25 protein-coding genes are annotated in these 24,048 nt (G+C 49.6%); 12 read left to right on the top strand and 13 right to left on the bottom strand.

The window, feature by feature from the left end:
* Positions 1–24: 24 nt before the first annotated feature.
* The 3 genes from O3661_RS02340 to O3661_RS02330 form a co-directional block, all read right to left on the bottom strand.
* Entirely contained in the window at positions 25–507 is a 483-nt protein-coding gene (locus O3661_RS02340) for a sel1 repeat family protein (protein WP_107848741.1), read from the bottom strand.
* Between the two features lie 71 nt (positions 508–578).
* Entirely contained in the window at positions 579–2,741 is a 2,163-nt protein-coding gene (locus O3661_RS02335) for a heavy metal translocating P-type ATPase (RefSeq protein ID WP_371492168.1), read from the bottom strand.
* Positions 2,742–2,888: 147 nt separating this feature from the next.
* A complete protein-coding gene (locus O3661_RS02330) occupies positions 2,889–3,098 on the bottom strand; it encodes a heavy-metal-associated domain-containing protein (RefSeq protein ID WP_371492167.1) in 210 nt (69 codons plus the stop codon).
* Between the two features lie 147 nt (positions 3,099–3,245).
* Here O3661_RS02330 and cueR point away from each other — a divergent pair, with 147 nt between their 5' ends.
* Positions 3,246–3,638 (top strand): Cu(I)-responsive transcriptional regulator, encoded by a 393-nt coding sequence (cueR, locus tag O3661_RS02325; protein WP_371492166.1) that lies wholly within the window; start codon positions 3,246–3,248, stop codon positions 3,636–3,638.
* Between the two features lie 246 nt (positions 3,639–3,884).
* On the opposite strand, the gene O3661_RS02320 is transcribed toward cueR, so the two are convergent.
* The gene (locus O3661_RS02320; RefSeq protein ID WP_004519826.1) at positions 3,885–4,094 is read right to left on the bottom strand and encodes a heavy-metal-associated domain-containing protein; all 210 of its coding nucleotides are present in this window, start codon (positions 4,092–4,094) and stop codon (positions 3,885–3,887) included.
* A gap of 149 nt (positions 4,095–4,243) precedes the next feature.
* On the opposite strand from O3661_RS02320, the gene O3661_RS02315 reads away from it, so the two are divergent.
* The 3 genes from O3661_RS02315 to O3661_RS02305 all read left to right on the top strand — a co-directional run bounded on the left by O3661_RS02315 (position 4,244) and on the right by O3661_RS02305 (position 7,653).
* On the top strand, positions 4,244–5,416 hold the full coding sequence (locus O3661_RS02315; protein ID WP_371492165.1) for a sugar transporter: 1,173 nt from the start codon (positions 4,244–4,246) through the stop codon (positions 5,414–5,416).
* Between the two features lie 193 nt (positions 5,417–5,609).
* Positions 5,610–7,025 carry a DASS family sodium-coupled anion symporter gene (locus O3661_RS02310; protein ID WP_371492164.1) on the top strand — a complete coding sequence of 472 codons (1,416 nt, stop codon included), beginning with the start codon at positions 5,610–5,612 and terminating at the stop codon, positions 7,023–7,025.
* Positions 7,026–7,143: 118 nt separating this feature from the next.
* Positions 7,144–7,653, top strand: coding sequence for a peptidylprolyl isomerase (locus O3661_RS02305; RefSeq protein ID WP_004519830.1), 510 nt, complete (start codon positions 7,144–7,146; stop codon positions 7,651–7,653).
* A gap of 76 nt (positions 7,654–7,729) precedes the next feature.
* Here the strand turns inward: O3661_RS02305 and O3661_RS02300 are convergent, their stop codons facing one another.
* The gene (locus O3661_RS02300; protein WP_002232090.1) at positions 7,730–8,227 is read right to left on the bottom strand and encodes a YbhB/YbcL family Raf kinase inhibitor-like protein; all 498 of its coding nucleotides are present in this window, start codon (positions 8,225–8,227) and stop codon (positions 7,730–7,732) included.
* Between the two features lie 186 nt (positions 8,228–8,413).
* On the opposite strand from O3661_RS02300, the gene O3661_RS02295 reads away from it, so the two are divergent.
* Positions 8,414–9,253 carry a neutral zinc metallopeptidase gene (locus tag O3661_RS02295; RefSeq protein ID WP_371492163.1) on the top strand — a complete coding sequence of 280 codons (840 nt, stop codon included), beginning with the start codon at positions 8,414–8,416 and terminating at the stop codon, positions 9,251–9,253.
* Between the two features lie 121 nt (positions 9,254–9,374).
* Positions 9,375–10,757, top strand: a complete 1,383-nt coding sequence (locus O3661_RS02290) for a phosphomannomutase/phosphoglucomutase (protein ID WP_371492162.1) — start codon at positions 9,375–9,377, stop codon at positions 10,755–10,757.
* 104 nt (positions 10,758–10,861) lie between these two features.
* Here the strand turns inward: O3661_RS02290 and rpe are convergent, their stop codons facing one another.
* On the bottom strand, positions 10,862–11,542 hold the full coding sequence (gene rpe, locus O3661_RS02285; protein WP_371492161.1) for a ribulose-phosphate 3-epimerase: 681 nt from the start codon (positions 11,540–11,542) through the stop codon (positions 10,862–10,864).
* A 277-nt stretch (positions 11,543–11,819) separates the two neighbouring features.
* Between rpe and O3661_RS02280 the strand changes: the two genes are divergently transcribed.
* On the top strand, positions 11,820–12,248 hold the full coding sequence (locus tag O3661_RS02280; RefSeq protein WP_049336552.1) for a Spy/CpxP family protein refolding chaperone: 429 nt from the start codon (positions 11,820–11,822) through the stop codon (positions 12,246–12,248).
* A 65-nt stretch (positions 12,249–12,313) separates the two neighbouring features.
* Here the strand turns inward: O3661_RS02280 and O3661_RS02275 are convergent, their stop codons facing one another.
* Entirely contained in the window at positions 12,314–13,180 is an 867-nt protein-coding gene (locus tag O3661_RS02275; protein WP_049336551.1) for an ATP-binding protein, read from the bottom strand.
* 17 nt (positions 13,181–13,197) lie between these two features.
* A complete protein-coding gene (locus O3661_RS02270; protein WP_371492160.1) occupies positions 13,198–13,812 on the bottom strand; it encodes a riboflavin synthase subunit alpha in 615 nt (204 codons plus the stop codon).
* A gap of 125 nt (positions 13,813–13,937) precedes the next feature.
* Between O3661_RS02270 and O3661_RS02265 the strand changes: the two genes are divergently transcribed.
* The 3 genes from O3661_RS02265 (at position 13,938) to O3661_RS02255 (ending at position 16,309) form a co-directional block, all read left to right on the top strand.
* A complete protein-coding gene (locus O3661_RS02265; protein WP_371492159.1) occupies positions 13,938–14,783 on the top strand; it encodes a 23S rRNA (adenine(2030)-N(6))-methyltransferase RlmJ in 846 nt (281 codons plus the stop codon).
* 130 nt (positions 14,784–14,913) lie between these two features.
* Positions 14,914–15,267, top strand: a complete 354-nt coding sequence (locus tag O3661_RS02260) for a hypothetical protein (RefSeq protein WP_070822287.1) — start codon at positions 14,914–14,916, stop codon at positions 15,265–15,267.
* Between the two features lie 67 nt (positions 15,268–15,334).
* Positions 15,335–16,309 carry a class 1 fructose-bisphosphatase gene (locus O3661_RS02255; RefSeq protein ID WP_371492158.1) on the top strand — a complete coding sequence of 325 codons (975 nt, stop codon included), beginning with the start codon at positions 15,335–15,337 and terminating at the stop codon, positions 16,307–16,309.
* A 142-nt stretch (positions 16,310–16,451) separates the two neighbouring features.
* Here O3661_RS02255 and waaF read toward each other — a convergent pair whose 3' ends face one another.
* Positions 16,452–17,471, bottom strand: coding sequence for a lipopolysaccharide heptosyltransferase II (gene waaF / locus O3661_RS02250; RefSeq protein ID WP_371492157.1), 1,020 nt, complete (start codon positions 17,469–17,471; stop codon positions 16,452–16,454).
* A 284-nt stretch (positions 17,472–17,755) separates the two neighbouring features.
* On the bottom strand, positions 17,756–19,219 hold the full coding sequence (gene guaB / locus O3661_RS02245) for an IMP dehydrogenase (RefSeq protein WP_003678893.1): 1,464 nt from the start codon (positions 19,217–19,219) through the stop codon (positions 17,756–17,758).
* Between the two features lie 189 nt (positions 19,220–19,408).
* Between guaB and O3661_RS02240 the strand changes: the two genes are divergently transcribed.
* A complete protein-coding gene (locus O3661_RS02240) occupies positions 19,409–19,834 on the top strand; it encodes a DUF4124 domain-containing protein (protein ID WP_371492156.1) in 426 nt (141 codons plus the stop codon).
* Positions 19,835–19,903: 69 nt separating this feature from the next.
* On the opposite strand, the gene O3661_RS02235 is transcribed toward O3661_RS02240, so the two are convergent.
* Both O3661_RS02235 and O3661_RS02230 read right to left on the bottom strand, forming a co-directional pair.
* A complete protein-coding gene (locus O3661_RS02235; protein WP_371492220.1) occupies positions 19,904–21,232 on the bottom strand; it encodes an anaerobic C4-dicarboxylate transporter family protein in 1,329 nt (442 codons plus the stop codon).
* Between the two features lie 146 nt (positions 21,233–21,378).
* Positions 21,379–22,131, bottom strand: a complete 753-nt coding sequence (locus O3661_RS02230; RefSeq protein ID WP_371492155.1) for a glycosyltransferase family 2 protein — start codon at positions 22,129–22,131, stop codon at positions 21,379–21,381.
* A gap of 165 nt (positions 22,132–22,296) precedes the next feature.
* Here O3661_RS02230 and O3661_RS02225 point away from each other — a divergent pair, with 165 nt between their 5' ends.
* Positions 22,297–23,262 (top strand): tRNA dihydrouridine synthase, encoded by a 966-nt coding sequence (locus O3661_RS02225; protein ID WP_371492154.1) that lies wholly within the window; start codon positions 22,297–22,299, stop codon positions 23,260–23,262.
* 41 nt (positions 23,263–23,303) lie between these two features.
* On the opposite strand, the gene O3661_RS02220 is transcribed toward O3661_RS02225, so the two are convergent.
* Positions 23,304–24,029 carry a hypothetical protein gene (locus O3661_RS02220; RefSeq protein ID WP_371492153.1) on the bottom strand — a complete coding sequence of 242 codons (726 nt, stop codon included), beginning with the start codon at positions 24,027–24,029 and terminating at the stop codon, positions 23,304–23,306.
* Between the last annotated feature and the right edge of the window lie 19 nt (positions 24,030–24,048).

Here is a 24,048-nt window from a genome sequence, read left to right as displayed (position 1 = left end):
CTTCAAACGGCCTCAGCGTGACGCTCAACGTTGCATTTCCATCATTAACGCCTGACAAGCGGATTCGTTTTCCAAAGCACAAGATTCGCTCAGTTGGTTTAAACGGCTGTCGCGGTCTGGTGTATTGCCTTGCGCCATCTCTGCTTTAGTTTCTTCAAGATTGGTACAGGCATTTTCATAACCGCCTTTACAGGCTCGCTCGTAGAGCTTGACCGCTGCGGCATAATCCATGCCCAAACCGCTGGACGGATTGAGATACAGATTGCCCAAAACATTGCAGCCGCGCATATTGCCGCCATCGCAGGCTTTTTTCAGAAACGGATACGCATGAGCAGGCGCTTCAAGATAATCGCGCATCCAAATGGCCGCAGTGACGCAACTCTCCAGATTGTTCCGATTGCATTCCCGTATCAGCTTATCGTGCTGCTTCTCGCTGTAATCCTCAGCCTGCACGCTAAATGCAGTGGCAACCAATGCTAAACCAAACAATAAACGAAGTGTTTTCATCTGATTATTTCTCCAAAAATATTTGATGACAGGCCATCTGAAAAAACAGTCTTCAGACGGCCTTTATATTATCACTCAATATTCACCCGTTTCAGGCGCAAGGCATTACCCAATACCGAAACCGAGCTTGCCGCCATTGCCGCGCCTGCGATGACGGGGTTTAAAAAGCCGAGTGCGGCGAGCGGAATGCCCAAGATATTGTAGAAGAAGGCGAAAAACAGGTTTTGCTTGATGTTTTTCAAAGTTGCCTGCGACACCAACAGGGCATCGGCGAGTTGATTGACCGAATGCTGCATCAACGTCGCAGATGCGGTGTGTTCAGCAACGTCCGCACCACCTTTCATGGCGAAGCTGACGTTGGCGGCGGCGAGTGCGGGCGCGTCGTTGATGCCGTCGCCGACCATAGCTACAGTTTTGCCGGCGGCTTTGAGTTTCTGCACTTCGGCAGCCTTGTCGCGCGGACTCATGTTACCGAAGGCGTGTGCGATACCCAGTTGTTTGGCAACATATTCGACCGTGCCTTGGTTGTCGCCGCTCATAATATAGACATCGATATTGTGTTTTTTCAGACGGCCTACGGCTTCGGCGGTATCGGCTTTCAACGCGTCTGCAAGTGCGAATGCGCCGATGGGTTTGTTATCAACCGAGACTGCGACAATACTTGCGATGTCCCAAACGCCGTCTGAAAACTTCGGCAAGGTCAATTCGGCAAATTCGGCTTTGCCCGCTTTCACCAAACCCACGCCTTCGACTTCGGCGGTAATGCCTGCGCCGACAACGGTTTGCGCGTCTTGTGCGGTGGGAATATCCAAACCGCGCGCTTGGGCGGCGGAGACGATAGCACGGGCGAGTGGGTGGGCGGCGTTTTGTTCGACGGCGGCGGCGATGCGGTACAAATCGTCTTCGTCAAAGCCGCTGTCGGGAACGCAATAAACGGCGGCAACCTGCGGCCTGCCTTCGGTCAGCGTGCCGGTTTTGTCCAACACGACGGCATCAACGTGGGCGGCTTCTTCCATCGCCGCCGCGTCTTTAAACCAAATGCCGTGTTTCACCGCCTTGCCCATGCCAACCATAATCGCGGCAGGGGTTGCCAAACCAAGTGCGCACGGGCAGGCAATCACCAAAACGGCAACGGCGTGCATCAGCGCCACCGTCCAATCGCCCTTAATCAGCCAAGTAACGATAAAAGTCAAAAGTGCAATGCCCACGACAGTAGGCACAAATACCGCCGCCGCTTTATCGGCTACGCGTGCAATCGGCGCTTTGCTGCCTTGCGCTTCGGACAGCGCGTTCATCATATCTCCGAGCAGGGTTTGGCTGCCGAGCTGCGTGGCGCGGTACACCACGCTGCCTTCGGTCATCAGCGCGCCCGCCAACACTTTGCCGCCCGCCTTTTTCTCTTCGGGATTGGATTCGCCGGTGAGGTGGCTCTCGTCCGCCCAACCGCTGCCGCTTTCGATAATGCCGTCGGCAGCGATGCGTTCGCCGTGGTTGGCGCGGATAAGGTCGCCGATTTGCACTTGGTCGATGGGAAGTTGTTTCCATTTGCCATCGCGTTGCACGTTGACTTGGGTCGGCGTGAGTTTGAGCAGCAAGCCCAAGCTGTTCAGGCTGGATTTTTTGGTGCGGTGTTCCAAAAATTTGCCCAGCGACACAAAACCGATCACCATCACGCCTACTTCAAAATACACGTGTGCCATGCCGTGCGCCGCGTGCGGGCTGAAAAACAGCATATAGACAGAATAAAGGTAAATCGACACCGTACCGATGGTAACCAGCACGTCCATATTCGCCAGCCCGCCTTTAATGCTCGCCCACGCGCTTTTGTAAAACGGGATTGCCAGCCAAAGTTGCACTATACTTGCCAGTACAAACTGCCATACAGGCGGAATCATCCAATCGTGCCGCCCGATCATCATGCCTGCCATGCCGATAAGGAACGGAATATTAATGGCCAACAAAAGCCACAGCCGCCAGCCGATATGGTGTTCTGCTTCAGGTTGCGGCAATGTATCTTCCGTTTTTTCCTTCGCGCCGTAGCCGGTTTTCTCAATGATTTTGGCGATGTCGGCTGCGGAAGTTTTGCTGTCGTCAAACGTAATCTGCGCCTCCTCGCTGGCGAAGTTCACCCCCGCCGATTCGACAAAATCTTTTTTGTTCAACACTTTTTCAATACGCGAAGCACAGGCCTGACAGGTCATGCCTTCGATTTGGAAACGGACTTTTTGTTGCATGGCAAAGCCTCCTATTGATTGTTTGGCGGGTGTTTTTCGTGTTTATATATTATCAAACGAAAACGACATAATGGCAAAAAGTAAGTTATCAAGAGACAGAGGCCGTCTGAAGCGTTTCAGACGGCCTTTTCAAAATACGCTTATCGGTTACAAAGCCACATCATAGCCGCCATCTTCTACGGCATCAATCAGCGCGTCGGTATCTGTCTTGCTTTCATCAAAAGTAATCACTGCATTTTTGTTTTCCAAGCTGACTTCTGCTTTTTCCACGCCTTCTACGCCTTCGAGGATGCTGGTAACGCTTTTCACGCAGCCGCCGCAGGTCATGCCTTCGATGTTTAATGTGATGGTTTGCATAGGGTTTCCTTTCTGTTGGAATGAGGCTGAGGTTTTAAAGCCCGTTGCAGCCAAAGCTTTCAGGTAACCTGAAATGATGGGTCTGCTCTTGCTTTCCCGCTAAGTGCCGCCACTATAAAGCTTTACCCGAAGTAAAGGTCAAGCATCATGATGAACATCAGCCAGGCCGCGACCGAGAGCGGCCTTTCCGCCAAACAAATCCGCGACTACGAAAAGCACGGCCTAATCGCCCCGGCCGCGCGCAGCGAAGCGGGCTACCGCCGCTACGGACAGGCCGACCTTGTCCGGCTGCGCTTTATCCGCCATGCGCGGGAAGTGGGCTTTTCGCTGCCGCAGATCGGGCAGCTTTTGAGCCTGCAACACAACCCGCAGCGTACCAGCCGCGAAGTGAAAACGCTCACCGCGCGGCACATCGCCGAGCTGGAAGCCAAAATCGAACGCTTGCAGGGCATGGTGGCCGAGCTGCAACGTTGGCACGATGCCTGCGCGGGAGACGACTGCCCGGATTGTGCGATTTTGGCCGGGCTAGAGGAGCGTTAGGCGGCTTGGGCAGAATAGAAACAGGCTACCTGAAAAGTTTCAGGTAGCCTTAGTCGGCCGCTAACGGTTTGGTACAGGCCTCGTCGTAATACGGCAGCCACTTGCCGCCGCTTTGCTTCAGATATGCGCGAAAACTTTTGTTTACCCGTGTGGCGGTGTAATCCAAATAATGGCAAAAAGTAAGTTATCAAGAGACAAAGGCCGTCTGAAGCGTTTCAGACGGCCTTTTCAAAATACGCTTATCGGTTACAAAGCCACATCGTAGCCGCCGTCTTCTACGGCATCAATCAGCGCATCGGTATCTGTCTTGCTTTCATCAAAAGTAATCACTGCATTTTTGTTTTCCAAGCTGACTTCTGCTTTTTCCACGCCTTCTACGCCTTCCAAAAGACGGGTTACGCTTTTCACGCAGCCGCCGCAGGTCATGCCGTCGATGTTGAGGGTAACAGTTTGCATTTGTATTTCCTTTCATTCACACAAATCAAATATGGTTGCCAAATACTTTACTCCTTACACAAACAGCTTGCAAATTCTTCATTAAGGCCGTCTGAAAAATGCAGATAGGTGTACAATAACGCCTTTTGCTTCATCAAACGGACATAATAATGACTTCAACATTCAAACAATGGGTTAGCGTATGCGCTCTGGCGGTGGGGGCGTTTATTTTCAATACCACCGAATACATTCCGATTGCGCTTTTGAGCGATATTGGCCAAAGCTTCAAAATGCAGGCAACGGAAGTAGGCATGATGATCACGGTGTATGCGTGGATTGTTGCGCTCCTATCGCTGCCGCTGATGCTGATGACGAAAAACATCGAACGGCGCAAATTATTGCTGGCGTTGTTTGCATTATTCGTCGTATTCCACGCGCTGTCGTTCTTTTCTTGGAACTTCAACATCCTCTTGATCAGCCGTATTGGTATTGCGCTGACACACGCTGTCTTTTGGTCGATTACGGCTTCTTTGGCGGTACGGCTTGCACCCACCGGCAAAACCAATCAGGCTTTGGGCCTGCTCAGTACGGGTACGGTTTTGGCGATGGTATTGGGTATTCCGTTGGGACGCGTGGTCGGACAATATTTCAGCTGGCAGCTCAGCTTCCTGCTGATCGGCGTCTGTGCTGCCGGCGTAATGCTGGTGTTGGCTAAAAACCTGCCTGCTTTACCCAGCCAAAATACCGGCTCTTTAAGCAGCCTGCCGAGTTTGTTCAAACGCCGCAACCTGATGTTGCTTTATACCATGACGGTGTTGATTATTACAGCCCATTTCACGGCATACAGCTATATCGAACCTTTTGTGTTGCAAGTTGGCGGATTTAAGGCTGAACAAGTCACCATCGTTTTAAGCCTGTATGGTTTGGCAGGATTTGCCGCTTCTTACTTGTTTGGCAAATGGTTTGCCAAATCGCAACGCCTGTTTATGCTCGGCGCAGTGGCGGTCATCCTGCTCTCCGCCCTTCTGCTTCTGCCGTTTGCCTCTTTCCCTTATGCGGTGTATGCGCTGGTGTTTGTTTGGGGCGTGGCCATCGTCATCGTCAGCTTGGGCATGGTGTCGAAAGTCTTGGCATTTGCCTCGGATGCAACAGATGTAGCCAACTCGATTTATTCAGGTTTGTACAATGTCGGCATCGGCGGCGGTGCGCTTTTGGGACATTATGTGACCACTTGGTTCGGCCTTTCCAATATCGGCATTGCAGGCGCGCTCTTGGCTGCGGCCGCTTTGGCCGTGTGCAGCCTGCTGGTTAAAGCACAAGGCAACCCGACACAAAACATTTAAAATCCAATCACTTTCCTAATCGAATGGACAAACAGCCTTCCTGCTGCTTGTCCGTTTTTTATTTTATTTTAAAAAATAATTTACAATTTATTTACACTACATTAAATTACAAATATACTGTCGCTGTCAGGTCGTCTGAAAACGGCCGGCACAAGCGTAAAAGAAAAACCAGCAAATTTCAGAGGAACATTCTATGGATCTGCACGCAAAGGACAAAACTCAGCATCCGGAAAACGTCGAGCTTCTCAGTGCACAGAAGCCGATTACCGACTTTAAAGGACTGCTGACGACCATTATCTCTGCTGTTGTCTGCTTCGGCATTTATTACATCCTTCCCTACAGCCCCGATGCCAACAAAGGTATCGCGTTGTTGATTTTTGTTGCGGCACTTTGGTTTACCGAAGCCGTACACATTACCGTTACCGCACTGATGATCCCTATCCTTGCCGTTGTACTCGGCTTCCCGGATATGGACATCAAAAAAGCGATGGCAGGTTTCTCCGACCCGACGATTTATATTTTCTTCGGCGGCTTCGCGCTTGCAACCGCCCTGCACATGCAGCGTCTCGACCGTAAAATCGCCGTCAGCCTGTTGCGCCTCTCCCGCGGAAATATGAAAGTTGCCGTGTTGATGCTGTTTGCCGTTACCGCCTTCCTGTCTATGTGGATCAGTAACACTGCGACTGCCGCCATGATGCTGCCTTTGGCCATGGGTATGATGAGCCACCTCGATCAAGAAAAAGAACGCAAAACCTATGTTTTCGTCCTGCTCGGCATCGCCTACTGCGCCAGTATCGGCGGCTTGGGCACTGTGGTTGGTTCTCCGCCGAACATGATTGCTGCCAAAGCGCTGAACTTGGACTTCGTCGGCTGGATGAAGCTCGGTCTGCCGATGATGCTATTGATTCTGCCGCTGATGCTGTTCTCTATGTATGTCATCCTCAAACCTAATTTGAACGAGCGCGTGGAAGTTAAAGCCGAATCTATCCCTTGGACTTTGCACCGCGTGATCGCGCTGTTGATTTTCTTGGCCGCAGCCATCGCTTGGGTATTCAGCTCCAAAATCAAAGCCGCATTCGGTATTTCCAACCCCGACACCGTTATCGCCCTGATTGCTGCCGTTGCCGTCGTTGTATTCGGCGTGGCGCAATGGAAAGAAGTTGCCCGTAATACCGACTGGGGTGTATTGATGCTCTTCGGTGGCGGTATCAGCTTGAGCGCGTTGTTGCAATCTTCCGGCGCATCTGAAGCACTGGGTCAGCAAGTTGCTTCTACGTTCTCCCATTCTCCTGCATTGCTGGTGATTTTCGTGGTTGCGACCTTCATTATCTTCCTGACCGAGTTCACCAGTAACACGGCTTCCGCCGCCCTGCTTGTGCCTATTTTCGCCAGCATTGCCGCGCAAATGGGTCTGCCCGAACAAGTCTTGGTATTCGTTATCGGTGTCGGCGCATCTTGTGCCTTCATGTTGCCGGTTGCCACACCGCCTAACGCGATTGTGTTCGGTACAGGCTTGATTAAGCAACGCGAAATGATGAATGTCGGCTTATTGCTGAACATCCTCTGCGTGGTATTGGTTGCTCTGTGGGCTTATGTTGTACTGATGTAAACCATCGACCCAAACAACAAGGCCGTCTGAAAGAATATTTTTCAGACGGCCTTGAAGTTTCTCGTTCAGACACAATTTAACGAATGATTCAAAACCGGATTCTAACGAAAGGAAACCCATGATTATCCTGCACACCAACAAAGGCGACATCAAAATCGAACTCGATTTCGACAAAGCCCCCGTTACTGCTAAAAACTTCGAGCAATACGTTAAAGACGGCTTCTACGACGGCGTAATCTTCCACCGCGTCATCAAAGGCTTTATGATTCAAGGCGGCGGCATGGATGAAAACATGAACGAAAAAGAAACCCGCGATCCGATTCAAAACGAAGCATCCAACGGTTTGCCTAACGAAAAATACACCATCGCCATGGCGCGTACTTCCGATCCTCACTCTGCCAGCGCGCAATTCTTCATCAACACTGCCGACAACGCTTTCCTGAACTTCCGTTCTAAAGAGTTGTACGGCAAAACCGTCGTTCAAGACTGGGGCTATGCCGTATTCGGTAAAGTCGTTGACGGTTTTGACGTTGTCGATGCCATCGAAGGCGTTTCTACCAAACGTCACGGCTACCACGACGACGTACCGAGCGAACCTGTCATCATCACTAAAGCCGAAGTGGTTTAATTGATTTGATTTCCCATAAAAACAGCCTGTCCGAATTAAAACCGGACAGGCTGTTTTTCAATAATGACGCATACCGTCACACATCATAAGTACCGACCACGCATGCAGAATCCAACACATGACCCTGCATGGCAAAATGCAGCTCATTAAAGCGGAAACCGCGCGGCAAATCCAAAACAGTATCCAGCGCGTACACAATCAGTTCATAACGATGGCGGTTGTTCGGTGGCGCCATACCGCCGTAAAAAGAAGCCTCTTCGATTTCAAATTTACCCAATGCGCTCGCCCAAGTGTTCGCACCCTGCGTAAAATCTGTTGCAGAAATACTTTCATTTTCTGCCACGGAAGTACGTTTCAAATCCGAAATCAACCAATGCGTCCATACGAAACCCGATGCTGAAATGGCATCCTTGTCTTCCAACACCACGGCAAACGATTTTGTTCCTTCCGGCGCATCTTCGATCTCAAAAGGAATCGAATAAGAAGGCATACCGCTCGGGCTGAACTGACTGCCGCGCTTGCCGTATTTGTCTTCAAATTCGCCGTTGACAATAGCTTTACTGCTGACTTTCATCTTATATCTCCCAATAGTAGGTTTGTTCATTCTAACAAACCCCAAGGCTGTCTGAAAGATACTGCCGTTTTCACTTTCCCGATGTCGCATTTTCAGACGGCCTCAAGCAATATTCACAATTCGATCAAACACATTTGATATTCCATAGTATAATCCGCCGCATGAAAACTACACAGGATACGCATTATGGATTGGAAAGGCCGTGAACAAAGCCAAAACGTCGAAGATCGCCGCGGAAGCCGTGGCGGCGGTGGCGGTAAAACGCCGGGCATACTCGGCATTATCGTGGTTTTGGTCGGTGCATATTACGGCGTGGATTTGAGCGGTTTGGTTGGCGGCTCATCTTCGATGGGCATTCCTACCCAGCAAGCTACCCGACTCGACAGCCAACAAGAAGCCGAGTTGAACGAACTATCCCGTGTTGTCCTTGCCGATACGGAAAAAGCATGGAGCAAATATTTCCAACAACACGGCCAACGCTATACGCCGGCAACCATGGTGTTGTATGAAGGCGGTACATCCACCGCCTGCGGTACGGGCCAATCAGCCATGGGCCCGTTTTACTGCCCGGGCGACCAAAAAGTTTATTTGGATTTGAGCTTCTACGAAGACATGCGCACCAAGCTCGAATCCGCCAGCGATGCTGCATTTGCCTACGTTATTGCCCACGAAGTCGGCCATCACGTTCAAAACCTGCTCGGCATTCTGCCTAAAGTCCACAAAATGCAGCAGCAAGTCGGCAAGAAAGAGGCCAATGCCCTTTCCGTCAAACTCGAATTGCAGGCCGACTGTTTCGCCGGTATTTGGGGACACTACGCCGTCAACAACAACATCTTCAAAGCCGAAGACATTCAAAAAGCGATGCTGGCCGCCGAATCCGTCGGCGACGACCGCTTGCAGAAACAGGCTCAGGGCTATGTCGTTCCCGACAGCTTTACCCATGGCTCGTCCGAAGAACGCATGACTTGGCTCAAGCGCGGCTTGGAAAGCGGCGATATCAACCAGTGCAACACTTTCAACAATTGATTCGTCCAAACAACACTGTTCTTTGATGTAACGACAAAAGGCCGTCTGAATTCTTCAGACGGCCTTTTAGCCGTGTTAAAATAACGCCTATTATTTTCCCTTAAATTCAAAGGAAATCCACATGGCAAATATCGCCCGCGACATTTTCAAAGCCTACGACATCCGGGGCATCGTCGGTAAAACCCTGACCGACGAAGCTGCCTACTTAATTGGCAAAGCCATTGCCACCAAAGCTTTAGAAAAAGGCATTACCCGCATCGCACTCGGTCGCGACGGCCGTTTGAGCGGTCCCGGCCTGATGGCACAAATTCAACGCGGTTTTACAGACAGCGGCATCGACGTCCTCAACGTCGGCATGGTTGCCACCCCTATGCTCTACTTCGCAGCCATCAACGAATGCGGCGGCAGCGGCGTAATGATTACCGGCAGCCACAATCCGCCCGATTACAACGGTTTCAAAATGATGCTCGGCGGCGACACGCTCGCAGGCGAAGCCATTCAAGAACTTTTAGCCATTATTGAAAAAGACGGTTTTGTTGCTGCCGACAAACAAGGCAGCGTAACCGAAAAAGACATCTCCGGCGAATACCACAACAACATCGTCGGCCACATCAAGCTCAAACGCCCGATGAAAATCGCCATCGATGCGGGCAATGGTGTCGGCGGTGCATTCGCGGGTAAACTCTACAAAGGCTTGGGCAACGAAGTGACCGAACTTTTCTGCGAAGTGGACGGCAATTTCCCTAATCACCACCCCGATCCTTCCAAACCGAAAAACCTGCAAGACCTCATCGTCGAGCTTAAAAACAGCGATGCCGAAATCGGCTTGGCATTTGACGGCGATGCCGATCGCTTGGGCGTGGTTACCAAAGACGGCAACATCATCTATCCAGACCGCCAATTAATGCTTTTCGCGCAAGACGTGTTGAGCCGCAATCCTAAAGCCAAAGTGATTTTCGACGTCAAATCCACCCGTCTGCTCGCCCCTTGGATTAAAGAACACGGCGGCGAACCTGTGATGGAAAAAACCGGCCACAGCTTCATCAAATCCACCATGAAAAAAACCGGCGCACTGGTGGCCGGCGAAATGAGCGGCCACGTTTTCTTTAAAGAACGCTGGTTCGGCTTCGACGACGGTATGTATGCCGGCGCACGTCTCTTGGAAATCCTGTCTGCCTTCGACAATCCGTCCGAAGTGTTGAACAAGCTGCCGCAAAGCATTTCCACTCCGGAACTCAACATCGACCTGCCGGAAGGAAGCAACGGCCACAAAGTGATTGAAGAGCTGGCTGCCAATGCCAAGTTTGAAGGTGCGACCGAAATCATCACCATCGACGGCTTGCGCGTTGAATTCCCTGACGGCTTCGGCCTGATGCGTGCTTCCAATACCACGCCGATTTTGGTATTGCGTTTTGAAGCGGATACGCAAGAAGCGATTGAGCGTATTCAAAACCAATTCAAAGCAATCATTGAAAGTAATCCTGCATTGAAATGGCCGCTGTAAGGGTTTAGGCTAAAACAAAAGGCCGTCTGAAAATCATTTCAGATGGCCTTTAATATTACACATTGATTATTCTAAAGTTTGGAAACCAAGAATATCCTGTTTAGTTATCCAACTTGCGCCAACTGTTGACGCATTTCATCGATAACGGCTTTGTAATCCGCTTTGCCAAAAATCGCCGAACCGGCAACAAACGTATCCGCACCTGCCGCCGCAATTTCAGCAATATTGTCTGTCTTCACGCCGCCATCGACTTCCAATGCGATATGGCGGCCGCTTTGCCGTTCATACTCGTCCAACATCTCGCGCACTTTGCGGATTTTCACCAGCGTATTCGGGATAAAGCTTTGTCCGCCAAAGCCCGGGTTGACCGACATCAGTAACACCATATCCAGTTTGTCCAAAACGTTTTCCAAAATATTGACCGGCGTTGCAGGATTCAATACCAAACCTGCCTGACAACCGTATTCTTTAATCAAACCCAAACTGCGGTCGACATGGCGGCTGGCTTCGGGATGAAAAGTAATAATATTGGCACCGGCTTTGGCAAACTCATGAATCAAATCGTCCACCGGCTCAACCATCAAATGCACATCGACCGGCACGGTTGCATACGGTTTCAAAGCCGCGCAAACCATAGGGCCGAAAGTCAGATTCGGCACATAATGATTGTCCATCACGTCAAAATGAATCAAATCCGCACCGGCGCGGATAACTTCGGCAACCTCTTCGCCCAAGCGGGCAAAATCGGCAGACAAAATACTGGGTGCAATACGGTAGTCGGTCATGTTTATTCTCCTAAAGTGTGTTCCTTTGTCATTATCGCATTTTTAACCCTATGTTGTATGCTGCCGACAACGTCTCTGCCGTCATTTTTATGAATTTACATTTCATATACATTAATGAAACTTATAATCACATAGTAAGGCTTTGAAAATAAATTATTAGATTACATACATGTGCAAAAAAATCTAACATCATTAACAAAAGTTAACTGCATTGATACTGCCTTTCACACGCTTATCGGTTATATTTCCAAACCTGATGAAACATTAGGAAAACACCGTGTCTGTTGCACTTTCCCGCTATCCGACTTTTATTTTCTTAGCACTCGCCCTACTCTGTTCCAGCCTGCCTGCACATGCCGGTCCGTTTCTGGCCACTTTGGACGACTTCCACCCGAATTGCGACATCCGACAGCTTAATTTATCCGCCGACCAACACGCCGCCCTGCGCCGCCTGCGTACCGACTTCAAACAAATCAACGATAAAGCCTACCGCAAAACCGTACGCTCCGACCGCAACCGCCGTCAAACCATCATCAAAATCCTTTCCGGTGATTCATTCGACTCAAACGCCGCCCGCGATTATGTTGAAAACCGCTACCTCTCCAGCATGGACTATGCGGTGGATGAAATGGAAATCCAATACCGCCTCTATCATCTGCTCAATCCGCGCCAACGCCAGCAATGGTTGTCTTCATGCTTACGTTGATGGATAAATAAAAATACAAGAAGGCCGTCTGAAACCATATTCAGACGGCCTTTACTTTTTCAGCCTTAATCCAGCACTCTTTCTTCCGGCAACCGGCCTGCCCAGTCGCAGGCAAACTGCCATGCCGAGCGGCCCGAACGGCTGCCGCGCATTTGCGCCCATTGCAACGCGGCTTGGCGCGCCGTATCGTCAAAAGGCACATTGAAATCTTCCAACCAGTTGGCTACGGCGGTCAAATAATCGTTTTGGTCGAAAGGATAAAAACTCAGCCACAAACCGAAACGGTCGGAAAGGGAGATTTTCTCCTCAACAGCCTCTTTCTGATGAATTTCTCCACGAGTGCCTGTAGTACCGCCGTTTTCATCCATGTATTCGGGAATTAAATGACGGCGGTTGGAAGTGGCATAAACCAAAACATTGGTGCAACGTTGCGACAGTCCGCCGTCTAAAGCAGTTTTCAAGGCTTTATAGGTTTCATCGCCGGTTTCAAACGACAAATCATCGCAGAAAACGATAAATTTCTCGGGACGTTCGGACAACAGCGTCAACAAAGCCGGCAAACTGATTAAATCGCTTTTGTCCACCTCAATCAGTCGCAGGCCGCGCTCGGCGTATTCGTGCAACAACGCTTTAACCAAGGAGGATTTACCCGTACCGCGCGCGCCGGTCATCAAGACATTATTTGCCGGACGACCTGCCAAAAATTGCTCGGTATTGCGTTTCAGCCGGTCGGTTTGCGAACCGACTGCCGCCAATCTGCTCAAAGGAAACGTATGCGGACGCGGCAGGCTTTCCAAAATACCTTTTTTGCCCACACTGTGCCAACGGTAGGCCAAAGCGCGCCAGTCGGTTTTACCGGCTTCGTCAGGCAGGATTAAATCCAGACGGTTTAAAACGGAATTCGCTTTTTTCAAAAAATTGGATAATTTCATTTTGGCTTTCTTTTTTTTCAGACGGCCTTTTGAGCCAATACACGCATCACGGTATCGACAACGGCTTGGGTTTGCGGATCGATTTCAATATTGATGAGGTCGCCTTCTTTGTGACTGCCAAACAGGGTACGCTCCAAAGTCTCCGGAATTAGGTGTACGCAAAATTCGCTGTCGCTGACTTCGCCTATGGTCAGGCTGCAACCGTCCAAACCGACAAAGCCTTTGGTCAAGATGTAGGGCTTGAGGTTTTCCGGCAGCTCAAACCAAACTGTACGGTTGAACTCGCTGGATTCGATACGGGAAATTCGGGTAACCGCCATCACATGGCCGCTCATCACATGGCCTCCGATTTCATCGCCAAATCGTGCCGCGCGTTCCAAATTGACACTGTCGCCGACTTTCAAGCTGCCGAGATTGGTTTTACGTAAGGTCTCGTCCATCAAATCAAAGCTGACTTTGTTGCCGTCGATTCGGGTAATGGTCAGGCAGCAGCCATTGTTGGCGACAGAAGCGCCGATTTGCAGATTGTCGGCGATTTCGGGGGGCAACTCGACAGTGTGGGTACGAAAGTCGGGCGAAGGTTGGGCGATGTCTGTAATTTTGCCCATGCCTTGTACGATGCCTGTAAACATGATGTCTTCTTTCCGATGGTACGATAAGGCGGATATTGTAGCATTTTCCAGGCACAAAGGCCGTCTGAAAGCGGTGATGGCGATGGTTTGGGGTATAATCGGATTTTTATTTCCGCAGCCCGATCATGCTCAGCTACCGCCACGCCTTCCATGCCGGCAACCATGCCGATATGCTCAAGCACTTTACCCTCTTCCTCGTCCTCGAATATTTCAACCGTAAAGACAAGCCCTATTGGTATATCGATACGCACAGCGGTGCCGGTTTGTATGATTTGAGCGGCGATGAAGCGCAAAAAGTCGGCGAATACAAACAAGGCATTGCGCTCTTGGAACAAGCTGACAAGCTGCCTGCCGAATTGGCCGAATTTGTGGGCCGTCTGAAACAAATACTGCCGCAAGGCAACCTTTACTGCGGCTCGCCTTGGCTGGCACAGGCATTCACGCGCGACAGCGACAAAATGCGCCTCTTTGAGTTGCATCCTGCAGATTTTGTCCATTTGCAAAACAATATGCGCGAAGTCCGTCCGCCGCGCAAAGTACAGGTCAGCCAAGCGGACGGTTATCAAGGTTTGATTTCACTCTTGCCTCCTCCGCCCCGCCGCGCCGCCGTCTTGATTGATCCACCCTACGAAGAAAAACAAGACTACCGCCGTGTCGTCCAAGTCTTAAAAGATGCTTTAAAACGCTTTGAAACCGGCTGCTACATGGTTTGGTATCCCTGCTTGAGCCGTGAAGAAAGCCGCAAACTGCCGGACGAACTCAAAAAAATCGCTCCCGACAATTATCTGCACGCCGAGCTTCATGTCCATACGCCGCGCAGCGACGGCTTCGGTATGCACGGCAGCGGCATGTTCGTCATCAACCCGCCCTATATGCTTGCCGAACAGTTGCAAAACAATCTGCCCGAACTTTCCAAAATTTTGGCGCAAGATGCCGGCGCGCATTATGTATTGGAAAACAAAACGAAATAAACGCTGCCGTCTGAGCCTATACCCAAGCGCTTCAATTTTTCCGCCACGCCTGTTCAGACGGCCTTAACCCTTTATACTTAAGCCTTTTTCCACTACAATTCACAACATAACAATTAACGGCCGTCCACTCATGAATATACGCACACCCCTAGCCTGCACACTCCTGCTTTGCGCGTGCAGCGAATCAGTAAAAAACGAATTTAAAGAAGAATTTACCCAAAGTTTCCGCACCGAATTTGTCCGCTCGGCAACCGAAGCCTGCGTGGAAAAAGCCTCCGGAAAAAGCCCGTTTGATTCCGCAACCACTGAAAAAATCTGCCGCTGTATCGGCGAAAAAACAGTTGACCAAATCAATCCTGAAGAAGCGACCTCACTTTTGGGCGGCAGCGACTCCATGAGCGACGAGCTGAAAAAACGCATCAAAGACACCAGCATCGCCTGCACAAAAGAAGTTTTAGGCATGGCCGAGAGCAAAACCAAATGAACACGCCGTTTTCAGACGGCCTGAAATTGAAAAATACCTGATTCAAACTTAGGAAAAGAGTGAAACCATGAAGACATTGAACCAATTCTTAGCCCAACACCTGCCCGAACACAAACTGCCGCAAGAGCTGGCCGGCGTACTGGAATCCGTAGCCGCCGCCTGTTTGGACATCAACGCCAAAGTCCGCCTCGGCGCGCTTTCCGGCGTTTTGGGCATGGCAGGTACCGGCAACATCCAAGGCGAAGACCAAAAGAAACTTGACGTCATCGCCAACAACATCATGATTGATGTTTTAAAAGCCAATGCCAACATCGCAGGCCTTGCCAGCGAAGAAGAAGACACCTATGTCGCCACACACGAAAACGGCGGCTATTTGGTATTGTTTGACCCGTTGGACGGCTCTTCCAATATCGACGTCAACATCTCCGTCGGCACCATCTTCTCCATCTTGGCGAAACCTGAAGGCGCATTGACTACCGAGTCCTTCCTACAAAAAGGCCGCGACCAAGTAGCTGCAGGTTATGTTTTATACGGCCCGCAAACCCAACTGGTACTGACTGTCGGTCATGGCGTGTTCGTCTTCACTCTGGACGATGCCAACCAATTCCTGCTAACCAAAGAAAATCCGCGCGTTCCCGAACCTACTAAAGAATTCGCCATCAATATGTCCAACCAAAGACATTGGTTCGCCCCTGTTCAACAATACATTGACGAATTGCTGGCAGGCGAAACCGGCGTACGCGGCAAAAACTACAATATGCGCTGGGTAGCCAGCATGGTTGCCGAAATCCACCGCATCCTGATGCGCGGCGGCGTATTCATGTATCCGCAAGACAAACGCGATCCATCCAAACCGGGCAAACTGCGCCTGATGTACGAAGCCAACCCGATGAGCCTGCTTATGGAACAAGCCGGCGGCGCATCAAACAACGCCATCAAAGCCATGCTCGACATCCAACCTACCGGCCTGCACCAACGTGTTGCCGTATTCATGGGCAGCCGCGAAGAAGTGGAATACGTTTATAATCTGCATCAAAAATAATCAAATGTATTGATTTCAAACCAAAAAAGGCCGTCTGAAATATGATTTCAGACGGCCTTTTATTAAAAAATAAAAGAAACGAAAAACCAAAAGGGCAGATTCAAATCCGCCCTTTGCTGTTTTTCATCTAATCTTTATTGGATTACGCCGAACGAGCCAGCTCTTCCGCCGCTTTTTGCACAATATCCGGCGTCAGTTTGTTCAAACAATCCGTATGCCCCAACGGACATTCGCGTTTGAAACAAGGCGAGCAATCCAAATTCAAGCTGACGATTTTTGCCTTTTGGCTTAGAGGCGGCGTATGGTCAGGGCTGGATGAGCCGTAAACCGCAACCAATTTCCGATCAAGCGCGGCCGCAAGGTGCATCAGACCGCTGTCGTTGCACACGACCGTATCGGCGCAAGACAACAGATCAATCGCCTCCGGAAGATTGGTTTTGCCGCAAAGATTGGTACACAGGCCGTCTGAAAGTCGGTTGATTTCATCTGCAATATCGAAATCTTTTTGCGAACCAAACAGCCAAACCTGCCAACCCTCGGCTAAATAGCGGCGGCCGAGTTCGGCAAAATGACGCGCAGGCCAACGCTTGGCCGGGCCATATTCCGCACCGGGACAAAATGCCAAAATCGGTTTATCTGTCGTCAGACCATGTTTTGCCAAAGCGGCTTGACGGCTTTCGGGATCAATCTTAAAACACGGATTATCAGAATGCCCGTTAAAATCCTCTTGGGTCGGATGCGCCAACGCAGTATAGCGGTCAACCATCAGAGGCAATGCTGCCTTATCCAACTTACGGATATCGTTCAGTAAAAAATAGCGTGACTCGCCGACGTAGCCCGTACGCTGTTTAATGCCCGTAGCCAAGGCAATAATGGCGGATTTGAGCGAACCGGGCAAAACAATCACTTGATCATAGCCTTCTTTTCCCAATTCACGCCCGATACGCCAGCGTTTTTTCAATTCCAACGCACCATGTCCAAACGGATTTTCCATCACACGGTTGATTTCAGGCATACGCTCAAATACGGCCATCGACCATTTGGGCGCAAAAGCATCAATGGTGCAGCCGGGATGCAGCTCATGCAAACGGCGATAAAGCGGTTGGGTCATGACGCAGTCGCCAATCCAGCTTGGGGTAATAATCAGGATTTTTTTGGACATAATGGAATGTGTTTTTAATTTTGGCTTATTGTAATACGATTTTTAAAAGGCCGTCTGAAACTCGGTTTAATCGCTCAGTTCAAAACGTACTAGTTGATACGCGTCATTTCAACAGATAAACCCTGGTTTGAGCGCATAAAGCGTTTGTCTTCCCAACTATTCTGCAAATACCACGCCCAAAATACCAAGCATAACGTCAGCAAGCAATATTTGCTTCATTTTTAAAACCTTATAAAAACAGAAAGGCCGTCTGAAATATTTTCAGACGACCTTTTTATACTGGTTTAACGATGGTAGTTAGGTGCTTCTTTAGTGATTTGTACGTCGTGAACGTGAGATTCGCTCATACCGGCAGAAGTGATTTCCACAAATTCTGCTTTCTCGTGCATTTCAGCAATATTGGCGCAACCCAAATAACCCATGCTGGAGCGCAGACCTCCGGTCAGCTGGTGGATGATGTTCACAATCGGACCTTTGTAGGGAACGCGGCCTTCAATGCCTTCAGGAACATATTTGTCTGTGCTGTCGGTTTTGTCTTGGAAGTAGCGGTCGGCAGAGCCTTGGCTCATCGCACCCAACGAACCCATGCCGCGGTAAGACTTGTAAGAGCGGCCTTGGTAGAGTTCGATTTCGCCCGGTGCTTCTTCCGTACCGGCAAACATACCGCCCAGCATGACGCTGTATGCACCTGCTGCCAGAGCTTTGGCAATATCGCCGGAGAAGCGGATACCGCCGTCGGCAATCAGGGGAACGCCTGTACCTTTCAGGGCTTCGGAAACATTGTGAATCGCTGTCAGTTGAGGCACGCCCACGCCTGCCACGATACGAGTCGTACAAATCGAGCCCGGGCCGATACCGACTTTAACGGCATCCGCACCGGCAGCAACCAAATCTAAAGCGGCTTTGGCAGTCGCGATGTTGCCGCCGATGACTTGGATGTGCGGATAAGTTTCTTTGACCCAGCGCACGCGATCGATCACGCCTTGGCTATGGCCGTGGGCAGTATCGACCACAATCACGTCCACGCCGGCTTCTACCAATGCTTTGACGCGCTCTTCGGTATCGCCGCCGGTACCCACTGCAGCACCGACGCGCAGGCGGCCTTCGGCATCTTTGTTGGCATTAGGGAATTCGGTTGTTTTCAGAATATCTTTAACTGTAATCAGACCTTTGAGTTCGTCTTGGTCGTTCAATACCAAAACGCGCTCAACTTTGTGCGCATGCATGATTTCACGAGCTTCATCGATGCTGGTACCTTCAGGAACGGTAACCAAACGGTCGCGAGGAGTCATGATGGCAGAAACCGGCAGATCGACACGGTTTTCAAAACGCAGGTCGCGGTTGGTCACGATACCGACTACTTTGCCGTTTTCAACAACAGGCAGACCGGACATTTTGCGTTTGCGTTGTGCGCGCATTTCCAAGACTTCGCGGATCAATGCGGTCGGCGCAACGGTAACGGGATCTTTCACCACGCCGCTCTCATGGCGCTTCACTTTGGAAACGGCACGCGCTTGCAACTCCGGCGTCATGTTTTTATGGATAATGCCGATGCCGCCTTCTTGAGCCATTGAGATGGCCAGACGCGCTTCGGTAACGGTATCCATTGCAGCAGAAAGTAGAGGGAGGTTGAGCGTGATATCGCGGGTGAGTTTGGTTTGAAGTTTGACATCTCGAGGCAGCACGTTTGAGTGCGCTGGAACCAACAAAACGTCGTCGAAAGTATAGGCTTTTTCTACAATACGCATGATGCTCGGTCTTTCAGTTTGTGCAAGATGCACGGCATTATATCACACCGGCTTGATGCTAACATTGGCAATACATGTTTTAACGTTATTTTTTTACATGATCTGATTTAGCGTACAAAAATATGCCAACGCATTGCAGTTTCAAGTAAAATAAGCCGCATGAGAACATCATTTACATAAGGGAAACCCATGAAATCTTCCGTACTCAAAACCTGTCTGGCAGCAGCCCTTCTCTCTTCCACCGCCCTGACCGGCGCGGCCGAGGTGTACACTTGGAAAGGCACGTCGGGCAACAGCTATTCCGATACGCCAAACCGTCTGCAACCGAAGCGTTCCGGCGTGGTCAACATCCGTACGCACAACGTCAAACCTGCCGTTGCGCCTGCTGTTGCAGCATCTGAACCGGTTGCCGAGCAGCCCAACGAACAGGTCGCGGAACAAAACAAACAAATCGAAGAACGCAATAAAAAAATCGAAGAGCAAAACCGCCAAAACAAGCTGGAAAACTGCAAAATCGCCAAAATCAACCGTCAAGTCGCCGAAAGCGCGCGCTTGGCCAATCGCGACAGCCTGATTAAGCAATACCAAAACGACGTTAATAAATACTGCAATTAAGCTCCCAAATAACAATATCAAAAAGGCCGTCTGAAATTTAATTTCAGACGGCCTTTATTTTTCAGCCTATCAATAATACAGCTGAACCAACAACAAACCGATGGCTAAGCTGAATACCATGCTCAACAGGCCCGGAATCATGAAGCTGTGGTTGAAGATAAATTTGCCGATTTTGGTCGAGCCGGTTGTATCGAAGTCGATAGCGGCAATAATCGGGCCGTAGTTCGGAATGAAGAAATAACCGTTTACCGCAACGAATGTGCCGATAATGATGGGCGCAGGAATACCCAGTTTGATGGCAATTGGGAACAGCGTCGCCACTGTCGCGCCTTGACTGTTGACCAATACCGACAAGACAAACAGGGCAAAGGCAAAGGTCCATGGTGCAGATTCAACCAAATGGCTGACGGTCGATTCCACTTCTGTTAAGTGGCCGTTCATCAAGGTATCGCCCAACCAAGCCACGCCAAACACCGCAATCACGGCTCGCATACCGGCATGGAATACCGAACCTCGGGTAATCGCATCGCCATTGGGTTTACACGCCAAAATAATCAGCGCAGAAGCAGACAACATCACAATTTCAATCGTATGCGCCATGCCCATAGGCTTGATCGCGCCATCGTGTTCAAAAGCCGGACGCAGCTCAGGCAGCGCACCCATCACGACCACCAGCAATGCCGCAGTCAAGAAAATACCGACCGACAATTTGGCTTTCGGCGAAATGGCGACATCGGTTTGTTGTTCCTCCACATCGATGTATTCTTTCACATAGTTCGGGTCTTTCAGCAAAGCCTGATAATGCGGATCGTCTTTCAATTCTTTGCCCAGTTTGTTTACGAACACGCAAGCCAAACCGATACCCAAAATCGTGGACGGAACGGTAACTTTCAACACGTCCGCCATCGTGATGTGTTGCGGCTCAAGCATGGTGACGCAGGCAACAACGGCGGCGGCAATCGGGCTGGCGACAATCGCAAATTGGGAAGCGATAACCGCCATTGTCAGCGGACGGGAAGGACGGATGCCATTGCGACGGCTGACTTCGGCAATCACGGGTAAGACCGAGTAAGCCACATGGCCCGTACCTGCCAAGACGGTAAAGGTGTAAGTTACCGCCGGTGCGATAAAGGTGATGTATTTCGGATTGCGGTGCAACACGCGCGTGGCAATCTTAATCATATAGTCCAAACCGCCGCTGGCCTGCATGGCCGCCGCGGCAGACACTACCGCCATAATCATCAGCATCACATCAATCGGCGGGCTGGTCGGCTGAAGATGGAAACCAAAAGACAATACGGCCAAGCCGATACCGCCGAGCACGCCCAAACCAATACCGCCAACCTGCGCACCAATCAGGATACACAGCAGCACAACGGCAAACTGGATAAAAAACATAGTTGACATAACAACTCCCAAAATCCGGCCTTCACCGAAATAAAATTACACATAGTTGGAATTATAGAACACTCTAAATAATGTAACCATTTTTTACCCAAATAAATATCTTAAGTGACCTCTTAGTATTATCTAATACTTAACATCTATTTTTTCGAAAGAAGGTACTTTAATTTCACATATTTATTCATTGTATAGTTTGCATAATTTTTACACAGAGTATAGCCCAGCATCCCATCCAAAAATCCTCTCTTTAAAAAATACATTTTAATAAAAGCGAATAATGGTCGCAAAATCAAATCAAAAAATGGACGGCTAGCCTTACCCTCTTGCTTATACTTTTCAGCTGCAAGCGTAGAGTATTGATTCATCTTTCTCAAATATTGTTCCCATGTTTCATAAGTATAGTGAAGCATAGGAGCTCGAAGCTTCTTATTACCATGCTGATGGACTATTTTAGGATGTACAACCCCTTCTACATAACTACCTGTTCTTGGCATCAACCTGCAAACCCAATCAGGACTTAAAGAACCATGACGTACTAATTTCCGTTGAAAATGATTAAGACGTTTTACCCAATAACCAAAAGGCTGTCCTTGCGCAACAACCTCTTCAATTTCTTTACACAACTCTGGCGTACAACGTTCATCAGCATCAATAAAGAAAATCCAATCTGATTTTGCCTGCTCTATCGCAAACGTTTGTTGTTTTCCCCAATCTCCATTCATATCTCTAGTAATTACCTTAGCTCCTAAACTTTCAGCAATTATAGGAGTTTCATCATTACTATGATCATCAATAACAATAACTTCATTGGCAAAAGTACAGCTTTTAATGCACTCCCCAATATTTTTTTCCTCATTTTTGGCGAGGATAAGCAAGCTAATAGTTGAATTCATAATTATCCTTAATGGGATGACTCCCAACTTACCTACAAACTAGCAAAATTTTGTGTAAATAAAATTTATGGGATTCATTCTAAGTTAGGCAAAACATGATTTAAGAGTGTATTTTAACCGATATACCGCTACAATATGTCCTCCTTTTTTCAGACGGCCTGACTCATGCAGCTTATTCTTGCCCCCATGCAAGGGCTGGTGGACGATGTGATGCGCGACTTGTTGACGCGCATCGGCGGATTTGACGAATGCGTCAGCGAATTTGTCCGCATTACGCACACGGTCCACTCACGCGCCACTTGGCTTAAATATGTTCCCGAAATCGCCCATGCCAACCGCACGCCGGCCGGTACGCCCTGCACTGTCCAGCTTTTGGGCAGCGATGCGGAAAACATGGCCGTTAATGCTTTGGAAGCCGTGCGTTTCGGTGCGGACAAAATCGACCTTAACTTCGGCTGCCCCGCGCCGACGGTCAATAAACACAAAGGCGGTGCAGTCTTGCTCAAAGAGCCCGACTTGATTTACCACATCGTCCACACCCTGCGCCAACGCCTGCCGCAACACATTCCGCTGACTGCCAAGATGCGGCTCGGTTATGAAGACAAAAGTCTGGCATTGGAATGCGCCTCCGCGATTGAAAACGGCGGCGCATGCGCATTAACCGTCCATGCGCGCACCAAAGTCGAAGGCTACGAGCCGCCGGCTCATTGGGAATGGGTGCGCAAAATCCGCGATGCAGTCAGTATTCCCGTTACTGCCAACGGCGATGTGTTCAGCCTTCAAGACTATCTCGACATTAAAACCGTCAGCGGCTGCGACAGCGTGATGCTCGGGCGCGGCGCGGTTATCCGTCCAGACTTGGCACGGCAAATCAAGCAATATGAAAACGGCGAAACAGTGAAAGACACCGACTTTGCCGAAGTTTCCTCATGGATAGTCCAGTTCTTCGACTTATGCCTTGCCAAAGAGGCCAACAACAAATATCCGGTTGCCCGTTTGAAACAATGGCTGGGCATGATGAAAAAAGAGTTTGAACAGGCGCAGGTATTGTTCGACAGTATCCGTGCCGTCAAAGAAGCGGATGAAGTAAAACAGATTCTGCTGTCGTTTGAACAAGAGATGCATTCATGATTCAAAAAGGCCGTCTGAATTTCAGACGGCCTTTAATATGATTACTGACAGATATAATCAGCCAACAGTCTGCCTTTTTCCGCACTGGCTGCATTGGCCATATTCACATGCCTGGTCTCAGGGCCATTTTTGGATTTCAGGGCTTCGCCATATTTTTTGGCAAACTCTTTATTGGCACTGGTCACTCTTGACTCAGTGGCATCCAATATAAACCCGTCTTGCTCATATTTGCCTTGCGCAGTGATAATCAAGATATTTTCAGGCGCAGGATAATCCGGAAAATTAACATAGTTGGTAACCAGCTTGTAAGAAACGCCTTTGCCGTGTTTCATATCCTGACAGATGCCGTTAGGCGCGGTAAAGACTGCATGGCCGATACGACCGTGGCCGAAATCGTAAAAATCGATTCTCTTCGCAGAAGCTAATTGTTTTTTATCGTTGCCGTCATTTACATTTAATGACTTGCCGTTTACCAGAAACAGGGTTGGCAACAAGGGGCTGCCATGAGAGGCTTCCAAATTATATACTTCGCCCAACAGCTTGCCTTGGCGATACACCGTCAAGACAGGCTTTTTCAGACCATTTTCCGGATTGCCGGTTTTCTTAAAAGAAATCTTCTGAACCACATTGCCAAATTCATAATAAGGTCGCGACTGCACACCTGTTTTCGTATCCTGCAAGGCGCTCCAGCTACCGCCCGTCGTTTGGGCGCATGCAGTCACAGCAGCAAACAGAATACCCGATAGTAAAACTTTAGAATGTTTCATTCATAAACTCCTTCTCAAG

This window comes from Neisseria sp. 20925_1_37, from assembly GCF_041433255.1.
GTDB lineage: Bacteria > Pseudomonadota > Gammaproteobacteria > Burkholderiales > Neisseriaceae > Neisseria > Neisseria flavescens_D.
The sequence above is the reverse complement of the archived record's forward strand: the minus strand, read 5'-3'. Positions and strand labels throughout refer to the sequence as shown.

Bases quoted from the DNA above. Each gene is read 5' to 3' on its own strand.
- O3661_RS02230 (WP_371492155.1), bottom strand. From the start codon at position 22,131: ATGAATTCAACTATTAGCTTGCTTATCCTCGCCAAAAATGAGGAAAAA.
- O3661_RS02290 (WP_371492162.1), top strand. From the start codon at position 9,375: ATGGCAAATATCGCCCGCGACATTTTCAAAGCCTACGACATCCGGGGC.
- cueR (WP_371492166.1), top strand. From the start codon at position 3,246: ATGATGAACATCAGCCAGGCCGCGACCGAGAGCGGCCTTTCCGCCAAA.
- O3661_RS02265 (WP_371492159.1), top strand. From the start codon at position 13,938: ATGCTCAGCTACCGCCACGCCTTCCATGCCGGCAACCATGCCGATATG.
- O3661_RS02255 (WP_371492158.1), top strand. From the start codon at position 15,335: ATGAAGACATTGAACCAATTCTTAGCCCAACACCTGCCCGAACACAAA.
- O3661_RS02220 (WP_371492153.1), bottom strand. From the start codon at position 24,029: ATGAAACATTCTAAAGTTTTACTATCGGGTATTCTGTTTGCTGCTGTG.
- guaB (WP_003678893.1), bottom strand. From the start codon at position 19,219: ATGCGTATTGTAGAAAAAGCCTATACTTTCGACGACGTTTTGTTGGTT.
- waaF (WP_371492157.1), bottom strand. From the start codon at position 17,471: ATGTCCAAAAAAATCCTGATTATTACCCCAAGCTGGATTGGCGACTGC.
- O3661_RS02330 (WP_371492167.1), bottom strand. From the start codon at position 3,098: ATGCAAACCATCACATTAAACATCGAAGGCATGACCTGCGGCGGCTGC.
- O3661_RS02335 (WP_371492168.1), bottom strand. From the start codon at position 2,741: ATGCAACAAAAAGTCCGTTTCCAAATCGAAGGCATGACCTGTCAGGCC.
- O3661_RS02300 (WP_002232090.1), bottom strand. From the start codon at position 8,227: ATGAAAGTCAGCAGTAAAGCTATTGTCAACGGCGAATTTGAAGACAAA.
- O3661_RS02340 (WP_107848741.1), bottom strand. From the start codon at position 507: ATGAAAACACTTCGTTTATTGTTTGGTTTAGCATTGGTTGCCACTGCA.
- O3661_RS02225 (WP_371492154.1), top strand. From the start codon at position 22,297: ATGCAGCTTATTCTTGCCCCCATGCAAGGGCTGGTGGACGATGTGATG.
- O3661_RS02235 (WP_371492220.1), bottom strand. From the start codon at position 21,232: ATGTTTTTTATCCAGTTTGCCGTTGTGCTGCTGTGTATCCTGATTGGT.
- O3661_RS02310 (WP_371492164.1), top strand. From the start codon at position 5,610: ATGGATCTGCACGCAAAGGACAAAACTCAGCATCCGGAAAACGTCGAG.
- O3661_RS02295 (WP_371492163.1), top strand. From the start codon at position 8,414: ATGGATTGGAAAGGCCGTGAACAAAGCCAAAACGTCGAAGATCGCCGC.
- O3661_RS02320 (WP_004519826.1), bottom strand. From the start codon at position 4,094: ATGCAAACTGTTACCCTCAACATCGACGGCATGACCTGCGGCGGCTGC.
- O3661_RS02275 (WP_049336551.1), bottom strand. From the start codon at position 13,180: ATGAAATTATCCAATTTTTTGAAAAAAGCGAATTCCGTTTTAAACCGT.
- rpe (WP_371492161.1), bottom strand. From the start codon at position 11,542: ATGACCGACTACCGTATTGCACCCAGTATTTTGTCTGCCGATTTTGCC.
- O3661_RS02305 (WP_004519830.1), top strand. From the start codon at position 7,144: ATGATTATCCTGCACACCAACAAAGGCGACATCAAAATCGAACTCGAT.
- O3661_RS02260 (WP_070822287.1), top strand. From the start codon at position 14,914: ATGAATATACGCACACCCCTAGCCTGCACACTCCTGCTTTGCGCGTGC.
- O3661_RS02270 (WP_371492160.1), bottom strand. From the start codon at position 13,812: ATGTTTACAGGCATCGTACAAGGCATGGGCAAAATTACAGACATCGCC.
- O3661_RS02315 (WP_371492165.1), top strand. From the start codon at position 4,244: ATGACTTCAACATTCAAACAATGGGTTAGCGTATGCGCTCTGGCGGTG.
- O3661_RS02240 (WP_371492156.1), top strand. From the start codon at position 19,409: ATGAAATCTTCCGTACTCAAAACCTGTCTGGCAGCAGCCCTTCTCTCT.